The organism is Haloglomus salinum (assembly GCF_024298825.1).
Lineage (GTDB): Archaea > Halobacteriota > Halobacteria > Halobacteriales > Haloarculaceae > Haloglomus > Haloglomus salinum.
The window spans coordinates 2,254,283-2,275,881 of record NZ_CP101153.1 but is presented as its reverse complement, the minus strand read 5'-3'; the positions used below and the strand labels follow the sequence as shown (position 1 = coordinate 2,275,881).

Genomic DNA, 21,599 nt, shown 5'->3' with positions numbered 1-21,599 from the left:
CCACCCCGCCAACAGATATGACGAAATGTCGATATTTCCGGCGAAAGGAAGATATTTCCCAAGAATATCACTCAGAAATCTAAAATCGTGGAGCGGGACGGGGGACCAGGACCGGGGCGCTCAGTCCAGCACCGACCGGTACACCTGCGCGAGGTGGCGTGCGGTCTCGTCGATACCCAGTTCGTCGACCGTCGCGCGGCCGTCCGAGCGGCCGTCGGCGTCGAGGACGCGTTCGAGGGCGGCCGCGAGGCCGGCCTCACCCTCGGCGATGGCGCAGTTGGCGACCCCGTCGAGGGCGTCGGCGGCGAAGCCGACATCGCGGGAGACGACCGGGAGGTTGCAGGCGGCGGCCTCCCGGACCACCATCGGCCCGCTCTCGCGGTCGGAGGTCACGAGCAGCGCGTCGCTCGCCGCCATGTAGTACGGCATCGCCTCGTAGTCGACGCCCGAGACGGTCCGGAGGGTGGCGTCGGGGACCTGCTCGACCACGCGCTCGGCCAGTGGGTGGTTCTTCACCGGCCGGTCGGGGGCGTAGGGGAACAGCACGACGCGCTCGTCGGGGGCCCAGCCCAGGTGGTCGCGGGCCGCGTCCTGAGGGATGGGCCGGAACAGGTCCGTGTCCACGCCGAACGGGACGAGGTCGTGGTCGGTGTCGAGGTCCGCGGCCATCGACGGCCACGGGACGACCGTCCGGTCGGCGAAGCGGGCCGAGAGCCGGCTGGTCCGCGAGAGCCAGCCCGGGCCCTGCAGGTCCGAGCCCCAGAGCGTCAGCACCACCGGGCGGGTCGGCTGGGCGAGCGCGAGCGGCCCGAGCATCCCGTAGTTGGCGTGGACGAGGTCGAACTCCTCCAGCCCACGCCCCAGCGTCCGGAGCGCGAACGCGAGGTACTCGCGAGGGCCCCGGCCCCGTTCGCGCCCGTCACGGGTCGGGACCGAGACCGTCTCGCACTCGATGCCCAGGGCCTCCAGCCCCTCGACCTGCTTCTCGAAGAACGACCGGCGCGAACTCGTCAGCTGCAGGACGCGCAGGCCGGAGACGGCCTCCCGGAGGTCGTCGTCGGGGGTGTCGGCGGTCGTGTTGGCCGCCGGGGCCGTCCCTGCGGTGCCGTCCGGGGTGTCGTCGCCAGTGTCGGCCGCGGCACCATCCGGAGTGTCGCCCGCGCCGCCGGACGCGTCCGGAGCCGGGACCGACGCCGGGCGCTGTCCGCCGTCCCGGAGGAGTGGCGTCCCCGCGAGGGGGATACCGTCCACATCGGGGCTGGCGCGGTCGCCGGCGTCGCCACCGTCGTCGGTCCGGTCACGGTCGCCGACGGCGGGGCCACGGAGCGCCACCGGCACCCCGGACCGAGACCACTCGCTCCCCGTCAGTGACGGGGGGTCGTCGGGGTCAGTCATCGGCGGGGGCGACCGTCGCCGTGGAGTCGGTCCCGGCGCCGGTCGGCGGTGTCTCGTCGCGCAGTGCGGCCAGGACGACCTCGGTGGTGTCGACCGTGTCGGCGAGTAGAGCCTCGCGGCGGTCGGCCCAGTCACCGCCCTCCTCGCCGGCGAGGATGCGCTCGGCGGTCGAGAGGGCGCGCTGGTGCCGGAACGAGCCCTGGCAGTTGTAGAGGAGGCCGTAGCGGGCCTCCACCTCGTCCGTGTAGCCCATCCGCAGGGTGTTCACGTAGACCGCCGGGGTGCCGAGGACGGCGCTCTCGACGGCCATCGTCGCCCCCTCGCCGACGAACAGGTCGGCGGCGGCGAGCAGGTGGTGCATCCGGTGGGGTGCGACGCTGGCGCGGCGGTCCTCGAGGTCGGGCGGGAGGTCCACCTCGCTCGTCACGAGCACCTCCGCGCCCGTTGCCTCGAGGCGCTCGACGGCGTCGGCCATGTCCTCGAAGCCGCCCTGCCCCACGTCGTGCGAGGCGTCCCACGCGGTCAGGCGGAGGACGACGAACCGGTCGTCCGGGTCGAGGCCGGCCGCCGCCACGACCGCGGGGTCCGGCTCGAAGCGGTCCGGGTGGAGGTAGGCGAGTTCGTGGTAGCCCGGGTAGGTGTGGTGCTCGTCGGGCACGTCGCCGTGGTAGCACTCGGGCGTCCACACCTCGTCGGCGAACGGGAACGTGACCCGGTTGCCGGGCGCGTGCTCGGTGTCGGTGAAGACGACCGAGCGGGCCCCGACGAGCGGCGCGACGTGTGCGACGGCGGTGCCGCCGATGGCGGTCATCACGTCCGGGTCGATGGCCCGCGCACGGCGCAGCAGCCGCGCCTCGTAGGTGAGCTGGGTCACCGCGAGGTTGAGCAGGCTCCCGCGGTCGCCCGCGAGGGCCTCGTACGCCAGCCCGTACTCCTCGAGCAGGTCACAGACCACCTCCAGGTCCTTGCAGAAGACGTGGACCTCGTGGCCCGCGTCCTCCAGCTCGCGGATGGCGTGCCTGAAGAAGTGGACGTGGCCGGGGTGCTGGATGGTGACGACGTACTTCATTGGGTTCTGGGCGTGGTGTCGTGGCTCACGGGTCACAGCGTGCGGTAGGTCAGGCCCGCCTCCTGGGCCCGCTCCTCCTCGACGGTGCCCATCACGTCGAGCAGGACGGGGTCGTCGTTGAGCGACTCCGCCATCGCCTCGACGTCGAGGTCCGCGTACGCCTCGTGCGGCGTGGCGAGGACGACGCCGTCGTACCCCTCGAAGTCGGGGTCGTCGACGGTGTCGATGCCGAACTGGTCCCGGATGGCCTCGTCCGGCGCGTGCGGGTCGTGGCCCTCGACGTCGATGCCGTACGTGTCGAGTTCCGTGATGACGCCGCCGACCTCGGAGGTGCGGATGTCGCCGACGTTGGGCTTGTAGGACAGCCCGAGGACGAGCAGGCGGCAGTCCTTGAGGACCTTCCCGCTCTCGTTGAGTGCCCGCAGCGCCAGTTCCGCGGCGTGTTTGGGCATGTACTCGTTGACCTCGCGGCCCGTGAGGATGAGGTCGGGCGAGTAGCCCGCGCGCTCGGAGCCGTGCGCGAGGTACAGCGGGTCGACAGGGATGCAGTGCCCCCCGACCAGGCCGGGACGGTAGTCGTGGAAGTTCCACTTCGTGCCGGCGGCGTCGAGGACCTCGTCGCTGTCGATACCGATGTGGTCGCAGATGATGGCGAGTTCGTTGACCAGCGCGATGTTGACGTCGCGCTGGACGTTCTCGGTCACCTTCGCGGCCTCGGCAGTCTCGATGTTGGGCGCACGGTAGATGCCGGCATCGACGACCATCCCGTACAGCGCGGCGAGTTCGTCGAGCGTCTCCTCGGTGTCGCCGCTGACGATCTTCATCACGTCGCGCAGGCCACGGCCCTCGTCACCCGGCGAGAGGCGCTCGGGCGAGTAGCCGAGGTTGAACTCCTCGGTCATCTCGAGTCCGGAGGCCGCCGCGATCTCCGGGCCGAGGACATCGCGCGTGACGCCGGGGTACACCGTCGACTCCAGCACGACCGTCGCGCCCTCGGAGAGGTACTCGCCGACGGTCCGCCCGGCGGCCTTCACGAAGTCGAGGTTCGGGTTCTTGGTGTCGTCGACCGGCGTCGGGACCGTGATGATGACGTAGTCGGCCTGCGAGATGTGGGCCTCGTTGGCCGTGAACTCGATGTCGCTGGCGGCGACGGCCTCGTCACCGTGGTCGCCGGTGACGTCGACGCCGCTGTCGAGGCGCTCGACCTTGTCCGGGTCGATGTCGAAGCCGACCACGTCGAGCCCCTCCTCGTCGAAGCCGAGACTGAGCGGGATGCCGACGTAGCCGAGACCGACGACACAGACGGTCGCGCTCTCGGGCACCGTCTCGGCGAACTCCTGCTGGACACTCCCGCTCATGCGAGGGCATTCACCCCCTCGAGGTCCGCGGGGAGGTCACGGTGTTCGGCAGGCGACCCCATCGCGAGCGTCTCCGGCGGCACGTCCTCGGTCACGACGGCGCCGGCGGCGACGAACGCCCCCTCGCCGACGGTGACGCCAGGCAGCAGGGTCGCGTTCGCGCCGACGGAGGCGCCGTCCTCGATGGTCGGCCCCTCCATCTCGACGTCCTTGCGGACCGGGTACGGGTCGTTCGTCAGCGTCGCCTTCGGCCCGACGAAGACGTTCGAGCCGATGGTCGTCTGGCGCGGGACGTAGACGCCCGTCTGGAGGCTCACGTCCGAGCCGATGGTGACGGCCCCGTCGATGACGGTGTCCGTTCCGACGACCACGTCGTCGCCGATGACGGTCGCCTCGCGGATGAGGGCGTTGTGGCCGGTCGTCAGTCCGTCGCCGGCCTCGACGCCCGTGTAGACGATGGTCCCCGCGCGGACGGTCGCGCCGTCGCCGAGGACGGTCGGTTCGGGGTGGTCCGGGTGCTGGTAGCCGACCGTGGCGCCGTCGTCGACGTGGCAGTCATCGCCGAGCTGGGCGGGCATGGTCAGACCACCATCTCCACTGTCGGCCGCCGGTTCTCGACACTGCCGAGGGCCTTCCCGAGGCCCAGGAGCAGTGCGGCGATTCCCAGTACGGCGATGAGTGTTCTCGTGTGTGTCATGGTTGAGGGCGGTAGCGGGTTGGGCTACTCGCTCGTGTCAGCCGCTGGGGGACGTGCCGGCTTTCTTATCCGTGAGGTAAGCACCGTCTTAGGGCCGTGCTAGGGCCGAAATCGGCTGTTTCACTCTCGAGGCGGAGACGTGAGACCGGTGTCAGCAAGGGGTCCGAACCGCGACCGGCCGCCCTGACAGACCGAACAGGAAGGACGCTACCGCACCGCGACCGACCGCCCGACAGACCGAGCAGGAAGGACGTTACCGCACCGCGACCGGCTGTTCGACGGGGGTCCGCTCGTCCGCGAGGTCCTCGATGAGCCGGGACAGGCGGAGTGCCCGGAGGCCGTCCTCGGCGGTGACGACCGGCTCTGCGTCCGTGGTCGCGGCCTCGACGAACGCCGACAGCTCGTTCTTCAGCGGCTCGCGCTTCTCGACGGAGACCCGCTCGACGACGTTCTCGTGGTGGTAGGTGACGTCGCCGTTCTCCTCGACGTACTCGGGGGCGGACTGGCGGTGGATCTCGATGGTCTGGTCGATGTAGTCGACCTTCACCCGGCAGTTCTCCGCCGAGAGCGAGAGCTGGCGCTCCTTCTCCTGTGTGACCCGGCTGGCGGTGAGCTGGCCGACGACGCCGGAGTCGAACTGGAGGTTCGCGGCGGCGTAGTCCACGTCGTCGTTGCCGATGGCGTCGAGGGTGACGACCTCCTCGTCGACGAGCGCGGTCACGATGTCGATGTCGTGGATCATCAGGTCCATCACCGCCGAGTCGTCGATGTCGCGGTCGACCGGGGGACCGAGCCGCCGGGCGTCGACCGCGATGACATCGAGGTCCTCGACGATGTCCATCAACTTGCGGGTGGCAGGGTTGAACCGCTCGATGTGGCCGACCTGGAGCGTGACCCCGCGGTCCTCGGCGAACTCGACGAGGCGGTGGCCGTTCTCCGGCTCCGCGACGAACGGCTTCTCGACCAGCACGTGGACGCCCGCGTCGATGCACTCGCGGACGGTCTCGTAGTGGTACTCCGTCGGGACCGCCACGGAGACCACGTCCACGCCGTCGAGCAGGTCGTCCATCGAACGGAACTCGGTGCCGTACGTCTCGGCGACCTGCGTGGCGCGCTCGGTGTCGGCGTCGAAGACGCCGCGCAGCTCTGCCTCGGGCAGTTCGCGGTAGACGCGGGCGTGGTTCTGTCCCATCGTCCCCACGCCGATGACGCCGGCCCGGACCGGGGCGGCGCTAGACACGAGGCACCTCCATGCCGGCGGCGGCGTCGGCGATCCGTTCGAGGGCCGCCTCGTCGAGGCCGGGATGGACCGGCAGCGAGAGCACCTCGTCCGTGAGCCGCTCCGCGACCGGGAGGGAGTGGGCGGCCCCCTCGTAGGCGTCCAGTTCGGGGATGAGTTCGGGATAGTAGACCGCCGAGCCGACGCCGCACTCGTCGAACCGGTCACGGACGGCCTCGCGGTCGTCCGTCCGGACCGTGTACTGGTGGTACGCGTGCTGCCGGTCGTCGGGTTCCGTCGGCGTCCGGAGCGGCGTGTCCGCGAGCGCCGCATCGAGCGCGGCGGCGTTCTCGCGGCGGGTCTCGGTGAACTCGGGGAGCTTCTCCAGCTGAGCGCGGCCGATGGCGGCCGCGAGGTTCGTCATCCGGTAGTTGTGCCCCAGCTCGACGTGCTCGTACGAGTCACCGTCGACCGGCCGTCCGTGGTCGATGAACCGCTCGAGCGCGTCGGCCACGTCCGGGTCGTCGGTCGTGACCATCCCGCCCTCGCCGGTGGTCATGTTCTTCGTCGGGTAGAACGAGAACGTGGCCGCGTCCGCGAGCGAGCCGACCGGCTCGCCCCCGTACGAGGCACCGTGGGCCTGCGCAGCGTCGGCGACGAGCGCGGCGTCGTACTCGTCGGCGAGTTCGCGGAAGCGGTCCATGTCGGCCGGCAGCCCGTACAGGTGGACGGGGACGATGGCCGAGACCGGCCCGTCGATGGCCCGGATGCGTGCCTCGACCGCCTCGGGGTCGAGATTGAACGTCTCGAGGTCCACGTCGGCGAACTTCGGGATGCCACCCGCGAACCGGATGGCGTTGGCCGTGGCGACGAACGAGAACGGTGTCGTGACCACCACGTCGCCGGGACCGACGCCGACGGCCTCGAGCGCCGCGTGGAGCGCGGTCGTCCCGTTCGTGGTGGCGACGGCGTGGTCGGTCCCGCAGTGGTCGGCGAACTCGGCCTCGAAGGCCGCGACCTCCTCGCCGGCCGCGAGCATCCCCGAGTCGAACACGTCCGCGACCCGCTCGCGCTCGGCGACGCCGAGCTGCGGGTCGGCGATGGGGACCTCGCTCACGCCGAACGCACCCCCTGCATCGTCCGGTCACCACGCGTCACACCGCCCGCCGTGGCCGTCGACGGCGGCGCTGTCTGTCTCCTGTGTCGTCGGACGCCCCCGTCGAGGGGCGCCCGTGGTGGTACTGTTGTCATGGATCAGTCAGGCGGCCGGACCGCCCGGTTCTGTTCCGTGGATGGACACGACACGGTTTTCTTATAGAGGCGGTAAGCGGCTGAACCGCACACTGGCGGGCGGTAAGGCGTCCAGTAAGGCCGTTCAGGGAGCGAGCATGTCGGCGGAGGGATGGTTAGGTGGCCCGTATCAGCCGGAACGATGCCGAACGGTCTGGCCCGCTTTTGTCCGGTCGTACGATAGACCCGAGCAATGAGTCGCCCCCTCCGGTCGACAGGAGACCTGCTGGTCGCACTCGCGTGGACGCTCGCGGCCGGCGCAGCCGTCCTGACCGGCCTGCCACCGGGAACCGTCAGGACCGTTCTGGCGGTCCCGCTCGTCGTACTGCTCCCCGGCTACAGCCTCGTCTCGGCGCTGTTCCCCGAGGCGCTCGGGACCGACACCGCAGGCGAGGACGAGACGATGAGCCTCACGGGGGTCGAACGATTCGGCCTCTCGGTCGTCCTGAGCATCGTGCTGGTCCCGATGGTCGGGTTCGTCGTGAACTACACGTACGGGTTCTTCCTCCGGCCGCTGCTGCTGGCGGTCTGTGGCCTGACCGTCTTCCTCGCGCTGGTGGCCGTCCTCCGCCGGCTCTCGCTCCCGAGCGAGCGACGCCACGCCGTCTCGCTCGGCGCCTGGTTCGACGAGACCACCGGCTCCTTTCTCTCGGTGGCGCGCCGTGACCTCCGGATGTCGCCGGCGCTGAAGCCCTCGACCAGCGGCCAGCAGCTCCTCAACGTCTTCTTCGTCGTGAGCCTGCTGACGCTCGCGGCGACCGCGGGCTACGCCACCGTGACGCCCCCGCAGGACGACGAGCCGTTCAGCGAGTTCTACCTGCTGACGCAGACCGAGAACGGCGAGTTCGTCGCCGAGGACCTCCCCACCGAGTTCGCGGCCGGCGAGTCCCGTGACCTGTACGTTGCCATCGGCAACCACGAGGGCCAGCGCGTCCCGTACACGGTCGTGATGACGCTCGATGGGCAGGAGAGAGACCGGTTCAGCACCACCATCGGCGCCGGGCAGACGGAACGGGTCCGGGCGACCGTCTCGCCCCAGCAGACCGGGGACCGCCTCCGGCTCTCCTTCCTCCTCTACCGGGGCGACGTCCCCGAGAACCCGACACCGGAGAACGCGTACCGCGAGTCGCGGCTCTGGGTCTCCGTCGGGGGCTCGTAGATGTGGCCGTGGGGACATCTCGCGCTGGGCTACCTGCTGTACTCGCCCGCCGTGCGCCTGCTCCGGCGGCGGGGCCCGTCCGCGGCGGGCGCGCTCGCGCTCGCGCTCGGGACCCAGTTCCCCGACCTGCTCGACAAGCCACTCGCGTGGGTGCTCGGCGTGACGAGCCAGGGCTACACCGTCGGCCACTCCGTCTTCGTCGCGGTGCCGCTGGCCGTCCTCGTCGTCTCGCTCGCCGCACGGTACGACCGGACCGAGGCCGGACTGGCGTTCGCCGTGGGCCACCTCTCGCACCTGCTCGGTGACGTGCTGTTCGGCGTGGCGCTGCGGAACCCCTACGCCATCGAGCGCGTGCTGTGGCCGGTTGCGGCCCTCCCGGCCGGCGAGCAACGCGCCGTGACCGGCCGGGTCCTCGAGTACGCCGTCGAGTGGGCCGAGTACCTGCTGGCGACCGACCAGGGCTGGCTCGTCGCCCTCTACGTCGGGACGCTGCTCGGGGCGTTCTGCCTCTGGCTCGTCGACGGCGTCCCCGGCGTGCCGCGCCCCTCCTGGGTCCGCGACGACGGCGCGGCAGGCCGGCACGGGGAGGAGCGGACTGATGACCAATCCCGATAAATTCGGCAATATACCCAGTATTATTCGATAATAGAGGAGATAGCGTTTATATTGGGCCCCTCAATCGATGATTGGTTTCGCCGGTCGTGCTGACTACAGGGCGCGAGTGTAGCAGAAGGTCGTCAGTCGCTCGGCGGGATCTTCCCTCCGCTGATTAACTGAGCGTTCTCCATTGGTGACACTGGTAGATGACACTATATACGAACGAATACACATCCGAGTCATGGGGGAATGTGGGATGTGTTCGCAGGAGGCCACGGGGGTATTCAGATATATCGTTCTAAACAGATCTGCTGTGGAGGAAGAGCTGTGTAACCGATGCGCTGGTGTGCTTGCAGCGATTGCTTCAGTTCAATCGATCGAACGGAAAGAACACCTCGACCACGACGACGGCGAGACTAATCTCGGGTCCTCGCGCGCGGGCCAATAAACAACGCCGAAGTCGAAGAGATACAGCCGAGCATTCACCGTCGAGTTACGACAGCTCCGACGGTAGCCGCGGGCCCGCTCACCGCATCTCCGAGAGCGTCACGTACGAGCCCGCATCAGCGCTTATCCAGGTCGTGGTCCACTCGTGCGCCGAGACATCCGGTGGGTACATCGTACACGTCGTTCCGTCGGGGTCCGGCTCGAAGTGGACACAGAGGCCGGGGTCGTCGAACGACTCCGTCCGCCGGTCGAGGGTGTGGCTGTCGGTGGACATCGGTCTTCCCTGCCCCAGCCGACGACGGGACCGCCCTTCAACCGTGCCGACAGTCGAACCGCGTTCACACCGTTCAGACCGTTTTTCGCGCCCGTTCAGGCGATTCAGCGCGGTCCTCGGCATCGGAATCACCGCGGGCGACGGCGGCGTACAGGTCGCGGAACCGACCGACGACGGTCTCCGGCGTGAACCGTTCCAGCTGTGCGGGAACGGCCCCCACGTACGACTCGTACTCGTTCACGAGGTCGACACAGCCGTCGGCGAGCGACTCGGGGGACTCGGAGGCGAACCGGACGCCTGCCTCCCCGACGATGTAGTCCGTACTGCCCACGTCGGAGGCCACGACGGGTGTCCGGCTGGCGAGCGCCTCCAGCAGGACGCGCCCGAACGGCTCGTCGATGCGCCCGGGGTAGACGAACGCGTCCGCGCGGTCGTACTCGGCGGGGAGGTCGGCGTGGTCGACGTAGCCGAGCCACGTCACGCGGTCCGCGACACCGATGTCGGCGGCCAGCCCCCGCAGTTTCGACTCCAGCGGTCCCGTGCCCGCGATTCGCAGAGAGACGTCGATACCGCGCCGGGCGAGATGTGGGAGCGCGCGCAACAGCACGTCCACGCCCTTGATGTCCTGCAGGCCACCGACGTACAGCAGGGAGAGGTCGTCACCGGGCGGTTCGGGGGCCGCCTCGGGCCGGTGGAACGCGTCGTCGTAGAAGTGGGGGATGACCTCGATGCGGTCGGTCGGGAAGCCGAGGTCGCCGTAATCCTCGACGAGGTGGGGTGAGAGCGCGTGGTAGGCGTCGATATCGTCGCTCCGCTCGAGGTTCTCGTGGACGAAGCCCAGCCGTCCGAGCGAGGTGTAGGCCGCCCGGAGTTCGTTCTCGACGCCCTGTTGCCGGTCGAGGGCGGTGCGGCCGACGCAGCCGACGCACTTCGCGTAGCCCGGGCCGGAGCACTTCTCGGTTCCACCGTACATCATGTCACCCTTCGGACAGACCGGGACGTAGGAGTTCAGCGTCACCAGCGTCGGCGTCTCGAGGTCCGCCAGCACCGGGAGGAACGCCGGCGAGTACGCGTGGACGAGGTCGTGGGTCTCCAGTGCGTCGGTCTCCTCGCGCAGCGCGTCGACGATGACCGAGATGGGATGAGGGAGGCTCGGCAGGTCGTCGTGGAGGACGTAGTCGACGCGGTCCTGCGCGGGCAGGTCGCGCTCGCTCGCGTCCAGCTGGCTCGCGACGTACACCGTCAGGTCGTGGTGTCGCGAGAGGTGCTCGATGAGCAGTGTCGAGGTCTGGACCGCGCCCGTCGCCTCCGCACCCGGGCACTCGGCCGGGACGAACCCCACGTCGAGGCGCCCGTCGGCCGCCACCGCGTCGCTCGTCGGGTCCGTCGACGCGTCACTCACCGCGCCACCACCCGCTGGCGAGCTGTGTACATACGGGGAACGAGGGTGTCCGCGGGGTTAGTTATCGCCGGCGTAAGCGCGAGAACGGTGCCGGTGCTGCCCGGTGCGTCCCCGGTGGACTCAGGCGCCCTCGAAGACGGCGTAGCCGACGCGCTCGTAGCGGTGGAGCGTCTCCTCGTCCTGGCTCTGCTCCTCCTCGACGTGGACCTCGACGCCGGACGCCGAGAGGTCCCGGTAGCGGAGGTTGGCCGTGTTGGGCCCGTGGAACGTCTGGATGCCGGCGACGAACTTCGGGTCCTCGTAGTCCTGCTCGAAGTCGATGCGGCGCCACTCCTCGTGGGCGCTCGTGACGCCAACCTCGAACGGCTGCCCGTCGACGGTGCCCGTGCCGGTCGGCACCGCGACGTAACCGACCGTCTCCGTCCGGTGGGCGCCGCCGCGCTCCTCGCCCTCCTCCTCCTGGACCATCGCCTCGGCGCCGTCGGCCGTGACGTTCCGGAGCCGCGTGACGACCGGGTTGGGACCCTCGTAGGTCTGGGACTGGGCGAACACGACGGGTCGGTCCTCGAACCCCGTGTCGAACGAGAAACCCGTGAACCGGTTGTCGGTGCGGACCCGGCCGGCCTCGACGGGACGACCGTCGACCGTGTGGCCGCCCGCCGCGAGCGTCAGGAAGTGGCTGGTCTCGGGCCGGTGGTCGCCGTCGAGGTACAGCCACTCCTCGTGCTGCAGGTCGAACCCGTCGTCGGTGACGTTCTTCAGCCGGACATGGCAGGGCGTCTCGTCGGCGTAGGAGAGCGGCTTGCTCACGACGACCGGCGCCTCGTGGGTGCGCTCGAAGCCGACGCCGTGCCAGTCACCGTCGGCGGTCTGCTCGTGGGCGACCGACCCGACCTCGCCCGGGAGACCGGAGCCCTCGCCGGGGGAGGTACTCAGACGCTCCCCCGGCTCCGGACAGGAGCCGCTGGTCTCGACGCCCGCGCGCCGGACCGAGGAGTCGCGCAGCACGATCTCCTCGTCGGACACGTCGATGACCGAGTCCGTGAGGGTGTTGTTGCTGGAGTTCTCAAGGATGATGCCGTTCCGGCCCTCGCCGGACTGGTCGATACAGAGCCCGTCCATCGTGTTGTCTCCCCGCCGGAGGAGTATCGCCGCGCGGTAGGTACCGCCGCCGGTGATGGAGACGTTCTCGAGGGTCCGGCTTCCGGGGTCAGCCTCCGTCGCGTCGTCGACGAAGATGCCGAAGCTCGTCCGGCTCCCGTCGGAGCCGACGGTCGTGTACTCCTCCCCGACGTTGATGCGGGTGTCGCGGACGACCATCGAGCCGCCCGAGAAGGCATTGACGATACCACCATTCCCCTGGCCACCAGTCATGCTGATGTCGCAGTTCTCCACGTAGACGGGACCGGGACCGTCGGCGACGCGGACACCGCGCATGTTGACTGGATTGTCGTCGGCCGTCACGGACTTGTCGACCACCATCTCTGCGTCGCGGACGACGCTGTCCGGACTCCCCAGCCGGACCTGCGAGATGTTGTTGTTCCGGAAGAAGCCGCCCTCGACTCGGATGGGGGCAGCGGACGCTGAGGCGTAGACGCCGTTGTCACAGAACTCCTCGAACTGGCAGTTCCGGACCGTCATCGGCCCGTCGGACTCGATGTAGAGACCGACGCTCTCCCCCCCATCGGGAGCTCTGACGTTCTGAATCAGTCCGCTCCCGTCCTTGTCGATGATGCGGAGTCCGATGGCGACCCCGCCATTGTCCTGATAGCCGCGTTTGACGATATCGCGAAACTCGAGACCATCGTACGCGCTGATGTCGATCTCCGGCGAAACGCCGTCCTCGGTCGTGTCGAGGGTGAAGTTCCGGACGGTGAGATCGCGGGTTTCGGCGCCTGCGATCCACTGCTCCTCCTCGTAGTTGTCCCCAGGGACGAGCGTCGCGTCGCCCTTCCCGACCATCGCGAAGTTCGAGAGCTGGTAGACGATGAGCTGGTTGACGACGTACGTCCCGTCCGGGAACTCGATGAGCGTGTCGTCCTCCGCGTGTTCCTGGAAGACCTCGTCGATCGGTTCGTTGCCCGTATTGTCGGCACCCGCCTCGACGATATCGACGACCTCGCTGTATTCGTCTGTGGCGAGCGTCGGCTCCGCGAGCAGTGTCGCTCCCGACGCTGCTCCAACCATCCCAAGGTAGGTCCGGCGACTGAAACCGGCATCTCTGTCTCCCATAGCTGGATGGGAACGAGAGGGAGAGCGAGTTAAACAAACCGATTCAGAGAGGCCATTCAGGCAGTTTTAGCATAGAAAAATAGAACTTAAGCGGTTGAAATGGTGTGGATTGAAATATACGATTGAAATTATACGATTCTAGAACATATCCGTGAAATCGATAGACTGCGACTGGGTCACAGTGGCGCCCACCCGGTATCCCAGTTAGCCGACAGGTAACAAAGCGGTTGTAGCGGGGAGCTAGCGTATGGACGGTTCACAGCGGGATATCAGTCGACGCGCGTTGCTAGGGGGCCTTGCGGCCGGTACAGCCGGGCTCGCCGGCTGTTCGACCAAGGCGTTGATGTCGGACGACAGCACGCCCAACAATAGCGGGGGGACGGGAGGAGCCAGCCCCACTGATACGGGAACCCCCACCCCAGCAGCCGGCGGGCAGAACATCCCGAGCTACCCGTACCGGGACCACGACGTCCCCCCGCTGGCGGCCGAACCGGACCCCGAGTCACTGAGCCCCGCGATGCAGGCGAGTTACGTCACGGACGCGGAGGCCAACTTCGTGGCCGACCCGTTCCTCTTCGTCACGGAGGACGACGACTGGCACATGTTCTTCGAGGTGGCGACCGACTCCGGGGGCGTCATCAGCCACGCCACGAGCGACGACCGCGGCAAGACATGGAAGTACGACCAGGTCGTCCTCCAGCGACCGTACCATCTCTCGTTCCCGTACGTGTTCAAGTGGCAGGGCGAGTACTACATGACGACCGAAGAGGGCCGCTCAAACGCGAAGCCCCGTCTCTACCGGGCCGAGGAATTCCCGACGACGTGGACCCACCAGACGGACCTCTACGACCCCACCGAGTACGGCCACGACATCACCGACCACGTCCTGTTCCAGTGGGAGGGCAGGTGGTGGGACCTGGCGGGTATCGGAAACAGCGGGCTCCGGGCCTACTACAGCGACTCGCTCACCGGCGAGTACCAGCCCCACGAGAACAACCCCATCATCGAGAACCGGAAGAAGGCCGCCCGCCCCGCCGGCCGACCCATCGTCCGCGAGGACGATATCCTGATGTTCTACCAGGACAGCGTCGATTTCTACGGCGAGAAAGTTCGGGCTTACAGCATCAGCGACCTGACCCCCACCTCGTTCCAGGATAGCGAGGTGCCCGAGTCACCCGTCATCGACGGCTCAGGAGAGAACGGCCGTGACTGGAACGAGATCCGGATGCACCACTACGACCCGTGGTATCTCGGCGACGGCGAGGGCTGGCGGTGCGCGGTCGACGGCAACGGACGGGGCGAGCAGAGCTGGTCCATCGGCATCTACCACGTCCCCCCGGAGGGTGAGTCCTCGGGCGAGTCGACGGACACGGCGAGCACCACGCCCGGCGGCAACGAGAGCGGCAACACCACGCAGTAGGCTATTCCGTCGCGGTTCGGCCCCCTCCGTCCCCGTGCATTACCCCGCCAGCGGTGGCTGTGTTCGTGGGGTGGCAGTCAGTCCACATGCGCGCCACCCGACAGGAACACAGACAGATGATACCAGATATATCTTATTTGTATTTGCTTCAGACATCATATATCGCATATTTTTCTCAAAATAGAGGAGAGAACGGGGAGAGTGGCTCTATTCGTCCGGACGGTCGTCGGCCTCGGTCGTCTCGTCCGTCGTCTCGTCGGCGGACCCCCCGGAACCATCACCGTCGCCGGTGGGGGAGAAGTTCTGCTGGCGCGGGGAGTCGAAGTCGCCCGTCCCGCCCAGGGGGGGCGCGAACGCCCCCACTGCTTCGTCCCGTCGGCGGCCACACGGACGAGTCCGAACTGGGGCTCCTCCACCCCGGACCGCTGGACGGGCGCCCCCTCCGCCGGGAGCGTGTACCCGCCATCGTCGGCCTGGAGGACGGTCACCAGATCGTACAGTTCGTACGCTCGCCTCTCGCCGCCGTACTGCCGGCTCCACTCGACCGACGGAGCCGCATCCGAGGCGCTCGACTCCTGACTGTTCGTTCGTGCCAGTCCGGCACCTCCGAGGAGGGCGCTCTCGACGAGGCCGCCGATCGATCCGAGTACGCTCCGCCGTGAGTGGACGTTCTCAGGGTCCATTACCGAGCCGAGCGGACTCTACCCCCTTCGTTGCGGCCAGCAAAACAGATGATACTCCTGATGATTCTACAGCGAACTCTTTCACCACCGAGAGCCCCGGCGCCACGTGATGGAACGGTCGACGGAGGAGGACCTCCGGAGGTTCACCCAACCGTGGGCGTTGCCACCCGAACTCGAGCGAGGAATCACGGAGGAAGGCCGCGGTCGCAAGGACATGACAGGAACCGTGTCGGCCCGCACCTATCCCCCGTCGGGGACGGAGGGCCCGAGGACGCGGGACGGGAAGCCGCGTCCGGGCGCAGGTCGGTACGCGCCGGTCAGAGGATGACGTCGGACGGTGTGACGACCTGGATGTCGCCCTGGTTCTGGCGTTTCCGAACCGTGTCGAGCATGGCCCGGAACTCGGACCGCGTGTTCTGGGCGTCCCCACCGATCCGGTTGTGGACGATGGTGTAGAGCCCGTTGTAGTCGCTGATGGGTCCGAGCTGGTTCTTCACCGCCTCCGGCGTGTTCGGCCGCGAGCGGTTGACGAACGTCGGGCCCATGATGGCCGACTGCGAGAGGCCAGCCTCGGTGTTCCCGTACCGGACGAACGAGATATCGTGGAGTTCCTGGGCCAGTTCGTAGGTCGTGTTGTCGGCGAAGCCCTTCGGGTACATCAGCGCCTTCGGCGTGCCGAGACCGTTGTCCTTGATGAGCCGGATGGCCCGCTCCATCCGCTGGCGCTGGATGTTCCGCGACTGGCCGTACATCGACTCCCAGTCGTTGGTCATGCTGCAGATCTCCCAGCCCGCGTTCTGCATCTCCTTCAGTTCGTCCCAGTTGAGTCGGTCGGCGTTGCCGACGTTGTCGGCCGGGACCGCCACGGCGCCCTTGATGCCGCGGTTCTGCATCATCGGGAACGCGACCTCGTAGATGCTCCGGGTGATGTAGTCGAACGAGAACATCACCTGGCCCTGCTTCGCAGCCTTGTCGTGGAACTTGAGGTCGTCGACCCAGTACTTCTTGTTCGGCGCCGGGCCGTCGATCGTGATGAGGACCTGCTCGATGCTGCTCATGTCCGCACCCGCCGAGTTGATCGAGGGGTTGACCCGGACCCAGCCCTCGGGCTGCTTGCCGTGGTAGTTCTGGAGGAGCCGGGTAGTGTTCCCGCCGGTATCGTACAGGTAGATGCGGACGGTCGTGGGGAGGGGTCCGCCGATCTTCAGTGCCAGCGAGAGATCCTTCCCCTGGAGGTTGACGGGGACGGGGAACTGCCGGCGGATTGTACCGCTACGCCCCTCGATGCGGGCCGACTGCGTCGCCTGATAGTAGGTCTCGGAGTCGGCCTGGAGCTTGACGCCCGCGTCCGAGGTCCAGTACGACAGGTCCTCGAACGAGGCCGCGGCGGGCTCCATCGGCTTGTAGGTGCCGGGGTCGTCCGGCGTCTTCTGGTTCTGGTTCGAGCCGTCGTTCGTGTCGGTCGGGGTGGCGGTCGCCGTGTCGGTCGGGGTGGCGGTCGCCGTGCTCGTGGTGCCGCCCGAGCCCCCGTCCGAGCCCCCGTCCGAGTCGAGCATACTACAGCCGGCGAGGCCGGCGGTCGTAGCGGCCATGCCAGCCAGGAACGCTCGTCGTCGCGTGTCACTGCGGTCGGACATCTGTACGCCACCCTACGGAGCGACAGACCCCTTCCTATGTGGGGAATAATTACACGTTCGACGGTTTACGCGGTGGATAATCGCCGAGTGAAACAGTGACGGCGGTTCCGCCGCTCAGGGGGCGCGGCAGAACGTCACGTCGCCGTTCGTGTAGACGACGTTGCGGTCCGTCGGGCACATCGCCGACTTGCGCACCCGGTGGATGCGGTTCATGCCGTCACCGTCGCTGAAGTAGGGGGCGGCGTCGGTCTGGTACCGGCGGTAGATCACCTCCGACTCGTTCACCCGCGCGTCGGGTGGCACCGTCGCCGTCCCGAAGCGCTCGGAGTGGTACCGGTTGAACGCCGAGTTGTACGGGAAGTCCGTGTAGATGGGGTCCTCGTCGCTCCCGGTCGTCACCGACCCGACGGTCCGCATCGCGGCCAGCTCCTCCTCGGTGTAGCTGAACTGGGGGCGCTCGTGCTCCAGCATCGGCGCGTCGACGGTCGCCTTCGGCGACGCGACCATCGCGATGGGGTACGCGTAGAGGAAGACGACGAGGAAGACGACCATCAGCGTGGGCGCGAGCCCGCGCCGGAGGTGGCCGAACCCGACCGCCGTCAGGACCGCCATCACGGCGAACAGGAAGGCGAACCAGCGCCCGGACAGGAACGTCCCGATACCGATGAGCGGCGGCAGCAGCGTGAACGCCGTCATCGCGACCGCGGCGGCGACGAGCGTCAGCGTCGCCTGGTTCGTCCGGCTCCGCCGGAGCGCGTACAGGCAGCCGACGGTCGTCCCGAACAGCAACAGCAGGAACCCGAGGACGTCGAAGTTCACCACGACGAACTCGACGAGCGGCTGGGACTGGCTGGCGCCGCCACCGCCACCACCGCCGCCACCGCTGCTTCCGCCGATGAGGGACCCGCCACCGAACGAGTCCTGCAGGAAGATGAACACCGTCGCGATGAACGACCGCCCGTAGTACGGCGTGAGACTCCACGTGAGCGTGAGGAAGCCGGCGTTGAACACGAAGTACCCCCCGAAGCTGATGGGCTCGACGTCGTCGACCCCGAGCCCGTGTGCCGAGGACCGCGGCGGGTCCATGATACCCGTCTTCAGGGCGTACTGGACGACCATCGCGGCGATGAGGAAGACGAGCAGGATGAACGAGGACACCTGGTGGGTCAGCGCCATCGCCATGAACAGCGTGATGAGCAGGAGGCCGTCGCGGGGGCTGGTCGGCGCCCGGAACAGCCGGATGACGATTGCCAGCACCGCGAGGAACAGCAACAGCCCCATGCTCGTCGGGATGAGGTGGATGCCCCAGCGGATGGCCGAGCCACTCAGCGCGAACAGGCCGGCCGCGAACAGCGCCCACCGGTCCTCGACGAGGTAGCGCGCCCCACCGAAGACGAGGACGGCGCCGACGGGCATCACGAGTCCGAGCGAGACGAACAGCGACTCCCGGAGCGGGAGCCCCGAGAACAGCGACGTCGCCCCCACGAGCAGGTGGTACAGCGGCGCCATGACGTACTTCGTCGACCCCATCCCGGCGATGGAGTTCGCTTCCATCATCCCCCGGGTGAAGTCGGTCATGTGCGTCCAGACGTCGATGCCGATGTAGCCGGGCGTGTTCAGGACCGCCGCGTACCGGATGGTGGCCCCGAGCGCGACGATCTGCGTGAGCAGGACCCCCGTGTGGAGGTCGCGGTCACGGGCGAACAGAATCTGGCCCAGCAGCAGCGTCCCGATGAGCGCCGCCGCGACGTAGAACGTGTCCGTCCGGCCGCCCTGCACGTTCGCGAGGAGGAACAGCCCCGCGGCACCGAAGACGACGACGCTCGGCAGCAGATGCGCCATCGAGGTCGGCAGTCGCAGCGAGTCCTCCTCGGTCTCCTCGCCGGTCGCGGCCAGGTAGATGAGGCAGGCCAGCGCCAGCACCGGCGGCAGCGTCTGGGCGTAGATGTGGGTGAGGACCAGCTGCACGGGCAGCAGCGCGACGGCCACCACCAGCCCGAGGATGGCGGCCGCCCGGTCGAACTTAATCCCCGAGGACGTGGTCTCCATACGAGTCTATCACTGGCCCGGAGTATCGGGGCTGCCCGGTTTGCTATGCACCGGATAAGTCGTCACGAGGGGGAGGCTAACCCGCGAACGCGCGGAGGACGCGCCTACACGCGGTCGAGTTCGACCACGAACACCGCGCCCGTCGGTTCGTTGTCCTCGACCCAGACATCGCCCTCGTAGCCCCGGACGAGCTGGTCGACGAGGTAGAGCCCGATGCCGGTCCCCTGGCTCTCGACCCCCTGGGTCCCCTGCCCGAAGATGAGCTCCTTCTGCTCGTCGGGGACCCCGGGGCCGTTGTCGGCGACCCGGATGGTCACCGTCTCCTCGGCAGCCACCACGGACACCCGGACGTCAGGGTCGTCGCTGGTGTACAGCAGCGCGTTACTGAGGAGGTTCCCCACGACCGCCGAGAGGAGGTCGTCGGCCGCGACCTCCGCGCCCGGGAGTTCGCCCTCGACGGCGACGGCGTCCTCGCCGTAGAGCTTGCGGGCCTTCCCCACCTGCTGTTCGACCACGCGCCCGACGTCGACGGCCTCCAGGTCGGCCTGCTCGTCGTGGGCGACGGCCTCGACGGTGTCGCCGACGGTCCGGGTCAGCTGGAGGACGTGGTTGGCGGCCGTGATGAGTTCGGCGAGCAGCTCCTCGCCGCGCGGGTCGACGTACTCGGTGAGTTCGTGCCCGCGCCCGACGACGAGGCTGATGTCGTTCTTGATGTCGTGGCGCATCAGCTGGTTGAGGATGGCCAGCTCCTGCGTGCGGTGGCGGAGTTCACGCTGGGTCCGCGCCCGCTCGATGGCGTACTGGACGGCGTGGCCCAGTTCCTCGACCTGTATCTCGCCCTTGACGAGGTAGTCCTGTGCACCCCGGCTGACCGCCTCGACCCCGAGGTCGGACTCCGGGCGCCCGGTGAGGACGATGACCGGGACGTCGTCGGTGGCGTCGAGCATCCGCTCCAGCGTCGACATCCCGACGCTGTCGGGGAGCCCCAGGTCCAGCAGGACGAGGTCGGAACGGGACGACTCGGCGCGCTCCAGCCCGTCGGCCAGTTCGGTGGCGTGCTCGACCGCGACCGGCCGGCCATCGAGGACCTCGGTGCTGGCCTCGTCGAGCAGCTCCCGGATGAGCCGCGCGTCGCCGGGGTTGTCCTCGACGAGCAGGACGTCGAGCCCGTCGCTCACGCGTCACCACCTCGGGGGAGGGCGGCGGCCGAGAACCAGAACGCGTCCAGTCGCCGGATGGTCCGGAAGAACTCGTCGGCATCGCGGGGCTTCGTCATGTAGGCGTTCGCGTGGTGGTCGTACGTCTCCCTGATATCGGCCGGGTCGTCCGAGCTGGAGAAGACGACGACCGGGATGTGGCGCACGGCCGGTTCGGACTTGAGCCGTTCGAGGACGTTGCGCCCGGTGATGTCGGGCAGGTCCAGGTCGAGCAGGACGAGCGCAGGGGGCACCGAATCGGTCGAGAGGAGTCGGTCGAGCGCGGCCGTCCCGTCGGCGACCACCGTCAGCTCCACGAGCCGGTCGAGGGCGTCGAACGCTTCCTCGGCCAGCCGCGCGTCGCCGGGGTTGTCCTCGACCATCAGCACCTCGACGGGAGCCACGTCCCGCTCGGGCATCCTGTCGGCGGAACGGTCAGCGGCCATCGGCGAGCAACCCCCTGATGGATTCGTTCTCGACGCCCTCGATGGGGTCGTCGAGGAGGTCCTCGAGCTGTTCGATGCGGTCGAGCAACGCCTGGTACTCCTCGCTGTGTTCGCGTTCGCTGGGCGTGGTCTCGGCCTCGAGCAGCGCCTGTCGGGCCGACAGCGCGAGGTACTCACGCACTGGGTCCTCGAGCCCCTGCCGTTCGAGGACCGCCGCCACCGCCTCGAGCACGTCCTTCTGCAGCGCTGGCTTGACGACGTAGTCGTCGATGTCCATCCCCGCCACCTCGGTCTCGGGCTCGACGGCGGTCAGCATCACGACGCCCGGGTCGAGCCCGAGGATGCCGAGTCGCTCCAGCACCGTCTCCCCGGACATCCCGGGCATCCGGCGGTCCAGCACCAGCACGTCGACGTCGTCGTCGAGCCGGCGGAGCGCGGCCTCCCCGCCGTAGGCCGTCTCGACGTCGTAGCGGTCGGCCAGCCAGCCGGCGTGCATCTCGGCCAGCCGCGGGTCGTCGTCCACCACGAGCACGCGCGGTGGCCCACCCCCGCCGAGGTGGGTGTCCCCCCAGTTGGCGAGCGCCTCGATGGCCTCCTGCAGGTCCCGGCCGTGCGCGGTCAGTTCGTACTCGACGCGTTTGGGCGACTCGCTGACGACCGTTCGCCTCACGAGCCCGGACTCCACCAGGTCGTTCAGGCTGTCGGTCAGGACCTTCCCCGAGACCCCGTCGAGGCTGGTCTTGAGCTCACTGAACCTGAGCGGGCCGCTCTGCAGGAGCGTCTGGATGATGGCGGGATGCCACTTCTTGGAGATGAGGTCGACCGTCTCGACGACGGTCGCCACGCTGTCGTCCCCCGTCACGGTTCACACACTCCCATTTCCCGGACATCCCGTCCGGACGGGGATTGTTATGGGCGAGGTAAGCACCCCTCCAGCCGAGCTGTGTGCCCGCACGCTCGGGGGGCGAACGACATCGACTCCGCCCAGACGCGGCACACTGTCGGCGATGGCCGACGCACCGCCCCGGA

The 21,599-nt window shown here is 68.5% G+C and carries 18 protein-coding genes; 3 read left to right on the top strand and 15 right to left on the bottom strand.

The window, feature by feature from the left end:
* Positions 1-120: 120 nt before the first annotated feature.
* The 6 genes from NL115_RS10850 to NL115_RS10825 form a co-directional block, all read right to left on the bottom strand.
* Positions 121-1,395, bottom strand: a complete 1,275-nt coding sequence (locus NL115_RS10850; protein WP_254829387.1) for a glycosyltransferase family 4 protein — start codon at positions 1,393-1,395, stop codon at positions 121-123.
* On the bottom strand, positions 1,388-2,464 hold the full coding sequence (locus NL115_RS10845; RefSeq protein ID WP_254829386.1) for a DUF354 domain-containing protein: 1,077 nt from the start codon (positions 2,462-2,464) through the stop codon (positions 1,388-1,390). The genes NL115_RS10850 and NL115_RS10845 overlap by 8 nt, the downstream gene beginning before the upstream one ends.
* A gap of 32 nt (positions 2,465-2,496) precedes the next feature.
* On the bottom strand, positions 2,497-3,822 hold the full coding sequence (locus NL115_RS10840; protein WP_254829385.1) for a nucleotide sugar dehydrogenase: 1,326 nt from the start codon (positions 3,820-3,822) through the stop codon (positions 2,497-2,499).
* Entirely contained in the window at positions 3,819-4,400 is a 582-nt protein-coding gene (locus tag NL115_RS10835; protein WP_254829384.1) for an acyltransferase, read from the bottom strand. The genes NL115_RS10840 and NL115_RS10835 overlap by 4 nt, the downstream gene beginning before the upstream one ends.
* A gap of 372 nt (positions 4,401-4,772) precedes the next feature.
* A complete protein-coding gene (locus NL115_RS10830) occupies positions 4,773-5,759 on the bottom strand; it encodes a Gfo/Idh/MocA family protein (RefSeq protein ID WP_254829383.1) in 987 nt (328 codons plus the stop codon).
* A complete protein-coding gene (locus tag NL115_RS10825) occupies positions 5,752-6,855 on the bottom strand; it encodes a DegT/DnrJ/EryC1/StrS family aminotransferase (protein ID WP_254829382.1) in 1,104 nt (367 codons plus the stop codon). Before NL115_RS10825 ends, NL115_RS10830 begins: the two co-directional genes overlap by 8 nt.
* Before the next feature lie 366 nt (positions 6,856-7,221).
* Between NL115_RS10825 and NL115_RS10820 the strand changes: the two genes are divergently transcribed.
* Both NL115_RS10820 and NL115_RS10815 read left to right on the top strand, forming a co-directional pair.
* A complete protein-coding gene (locus tag NL115_RS10820; RefSeq protein ID WP_254829381.1) occupies positions 7,222-8,187 on the top strand; it encodes a DUF1616 domain-containing protein in 966 nt (321 codons plus the stop codon).
* Positions 8,188-8,802, top strand: a complete 615-nt coding sequence (locus NL115_RS10815; protein WP_254829380.1) for a metal-dependent hydrolase — start codon at positions 8,188-8,190, stop codon at positions 8,800-8,802.
* 508 nt (positions 8,803-9,310) lie between these two features.
* Here the strand turns inward: NL115_RS10815 and NL115_RS10810 are convergent.
* The 3 genes from NL115_RS10810 to NL115_RS10800 form a co-directional block, all read right to left on the bottom strand.
* Entirely contained in the window at positions 9,311-9,505 is a 195-nt protein-coding gene (locus tag NL115_RS10810; protein WP_254829379.1) for a DUF7511 domain-containing protein, read from the bottom strand.
* Between the two features lie 73 nt (positions 9,506-9,578).
* Positions 9,579-10,907 (bottom strand): glycosyltransferase family 4 protein, encoded by a 1,329-nt coding sequence (locus tag NL115_RS10805; protein ID WP_254829378.1) that lies wholly within the window; start codon positions 10,905-10,907, stop codon positions 9,579-9,581.
* 120 nt (positions 10,908-11,027) lie between these two features.
* Positions 11,028-13,139 carry a right-handed parallel beta-helix repeat-containing protein gene (locus NL115_RS10800; protein WP_254829377.1) on the bottom strand — a complete coding sequence of 704 codons (2,112 nt, stop codon included), beginning with the start codon at positions 13,137-13,139 and terminating at the stop codon, positions 11,028-11,030.
* Positions 13,140-13,482: 343 nt separating this feature from the next.
* Between NL115_RS10800 and NL115_RS10795 the strand changes: the two genes are divergently transcribed.
* The gene (locus NL115_RS10795; RefSeq protein ID WP_254829376.1) at positions 13,483-14,559 is read left to right on the top strand and encodes a glucosamine inositolphosphorylceramide transferase family protein; all 1,077 of its coding nucleotides are present in this window, start codon (positions 13,483-13,485) and stop codon (positions 14,557-14,559) included.
* A gap of 207 nt (positions 14,560-14,766) precedes the next feature.
* Here the strand turns inward: NL115_RS10795 and NL115_RS10790 are convergent, their stop codons facing one another.
* The 6 genes from NL115_RS10790 to NL115_RS10765 form a co-directional block, all read right to left on the bottom strand.
* Positions 14,767-14,922: a hypothetical protein gene (locus NL115_RS10790; RefSeq protein WP_254829375.1), complete on the bottom strand. Its 156-nt coding sequence runs from the start codon at positions 14,920-14,922 to the stop codon at positions 14,767-14,769.
* A 637-nt stretch (positions 14,923-15,559) separates the two neighbouring features.
* Positions 15,560-16,879, bottom strand: coding sequence for a polysaccharide deacetylase family protein (locus NL115_RS10785; protein WP_254829374.1), 1,320 nt, complete (start codon positions 16,877-16,879; stop codon positions 15,560-15,562).
* 114 nt (positions 16,880-16,993) lie between these two features.
* A complete protein-coding gene (locus NL115_RS10780; protein ID WP_254829373.1) occupies positions 16,994-18,928 on the bottom strand; it encodes a hypothetical protein in 1,935 nt (644 codons plus the stop codon).
* Positions 18,929-19,032: 104 nt separating this feature from the next.
* Complete coding sequence (locus NL115_RS10775; protein ID WP_254829371.1) at positions 19,033-20,106, bottom strand: hybrid sensor histidine kinase/response regulator; 1,074 nt, start codon at positions 20,104-20,106, stop codon at positions 19,033-19,035.
* On the bottom strand, positions 20,103-20,570 hold the full coding sequence (locus NL115_RS10770) for a response regulator (protein WP_254829370.1): 468 nt from the start codon (positions 20,568-20,570) through the stop codon (positions 20,103-20,105). The genes NL115_RS10775 and NL115_RS10770 overlap by 4 nt, the downstream gene beginning before the upstream one ends.
* On the bottom strand, positions 20,560-21,432 hold the full coding sequence (locus NL115_RS10765; RefSeq protein ID WP_254829369.1) for a winged helix-turn-helix transcriptional regulator: 873 nt from the start codon (positions 21,430-21,432) through the stop codon (positions 20,560-20,562). Before NL115_RS10765 ends, NL115_RS10770 begins: the two co-directional genes overlap by 11 nt.
* Between the last annotated feature and the right edge of the window lie 167 nt (positions 21,433-21,599).

Excerpts from the sequence above, each read along its gene's own strand:
- NL115_RS10850 (WP_254829387.1), bottom strand. The coding sequence starts at position 1,395 with ATGACTGACCCCGACGACCCCCCGTCACTGACGGGGAGCGAGTGGTCT.
- NL115_RS10845 (WP_254829386.1), bottom strand. The coding sequence starts at position 2,464 with ATGAAGTACGTCGTCACCATCCAGCACCCCGGCCACGTCCACTTCTTC.
- NL115_RS10840 (WP_254829385.1), bottom strand. The coding sequence starts at position 3,822 with ATGAGCGGGAGTGTCCAGCAGGAGTTCGCCGAGACGGTGCCCGAGAGC.
- NL115_RS10835 (WP_254829384.1), bottom strand. The coding sequence starts at position 4,400 with ATGCCCGCCCAGCTCGGCGATGACTGCCACGTCGACGACGGCGCCACG.
- NL115_RS10820 (WP_254829381.1), top strand. The coding sequence starts at position 7,222 with ATGAGTCGCCCCCTCCGGTCGACAGGAGACCTGCTGGTCGCACTCGCG.
- NL115_RS10815 (WP_254829380.1), top strand. The coding sequence starts at position 8,188 with ATGTGGCCGTGGGGACATCTCGCGCTGGGCTACCTGCTGTACTCGCCC.
- NL115_RS10810 (WP_254829379.1), bottom strand. The coding sequence starts at position 9,505 with ATGTCCACCGACAGCCACACCCTCGACCGGCGGACGGAGTCGTTCGAC.
- NL115_RS10800 (WP_254829377.1), bottom strand. The coding sequence starts at position 13,139 with ATGGGAGACAGAGATGCCGGTTTCAGTCGCCGGACCTACCTTGGGATG.
- NL115_RS10795 (WP_254829376.1), top strand. The coding sequence starts at position 13,483 with ATGTCGGACGACAGCACGCCCAACAATAGCGGGGGGACGGGAGGAGCC.
- NL115_RS10785 (WP_254829374.1), bottom strand. The coding sequence starts at position 16,879 with ATGTCCGACCGCAGTGACACGCGACGACGAGCGTTCCTGGCTGGCATG.
- NL115_RS10780 (WP_254829373.1), bottom strand. The coding sequence starts at position 18,928 with ATGGAGACCACGTCCTCGGGGATTAAGTTCGACCGGGCGGCCGCCATC.
- NL115_RS10770 (WP_254829370.1), bottom strand. The coding sequence starts at position 20,570 with ATGGCCGCTGACCGTTCCGCCGACAGGATGCCCGAGCGGGACGTGGCT.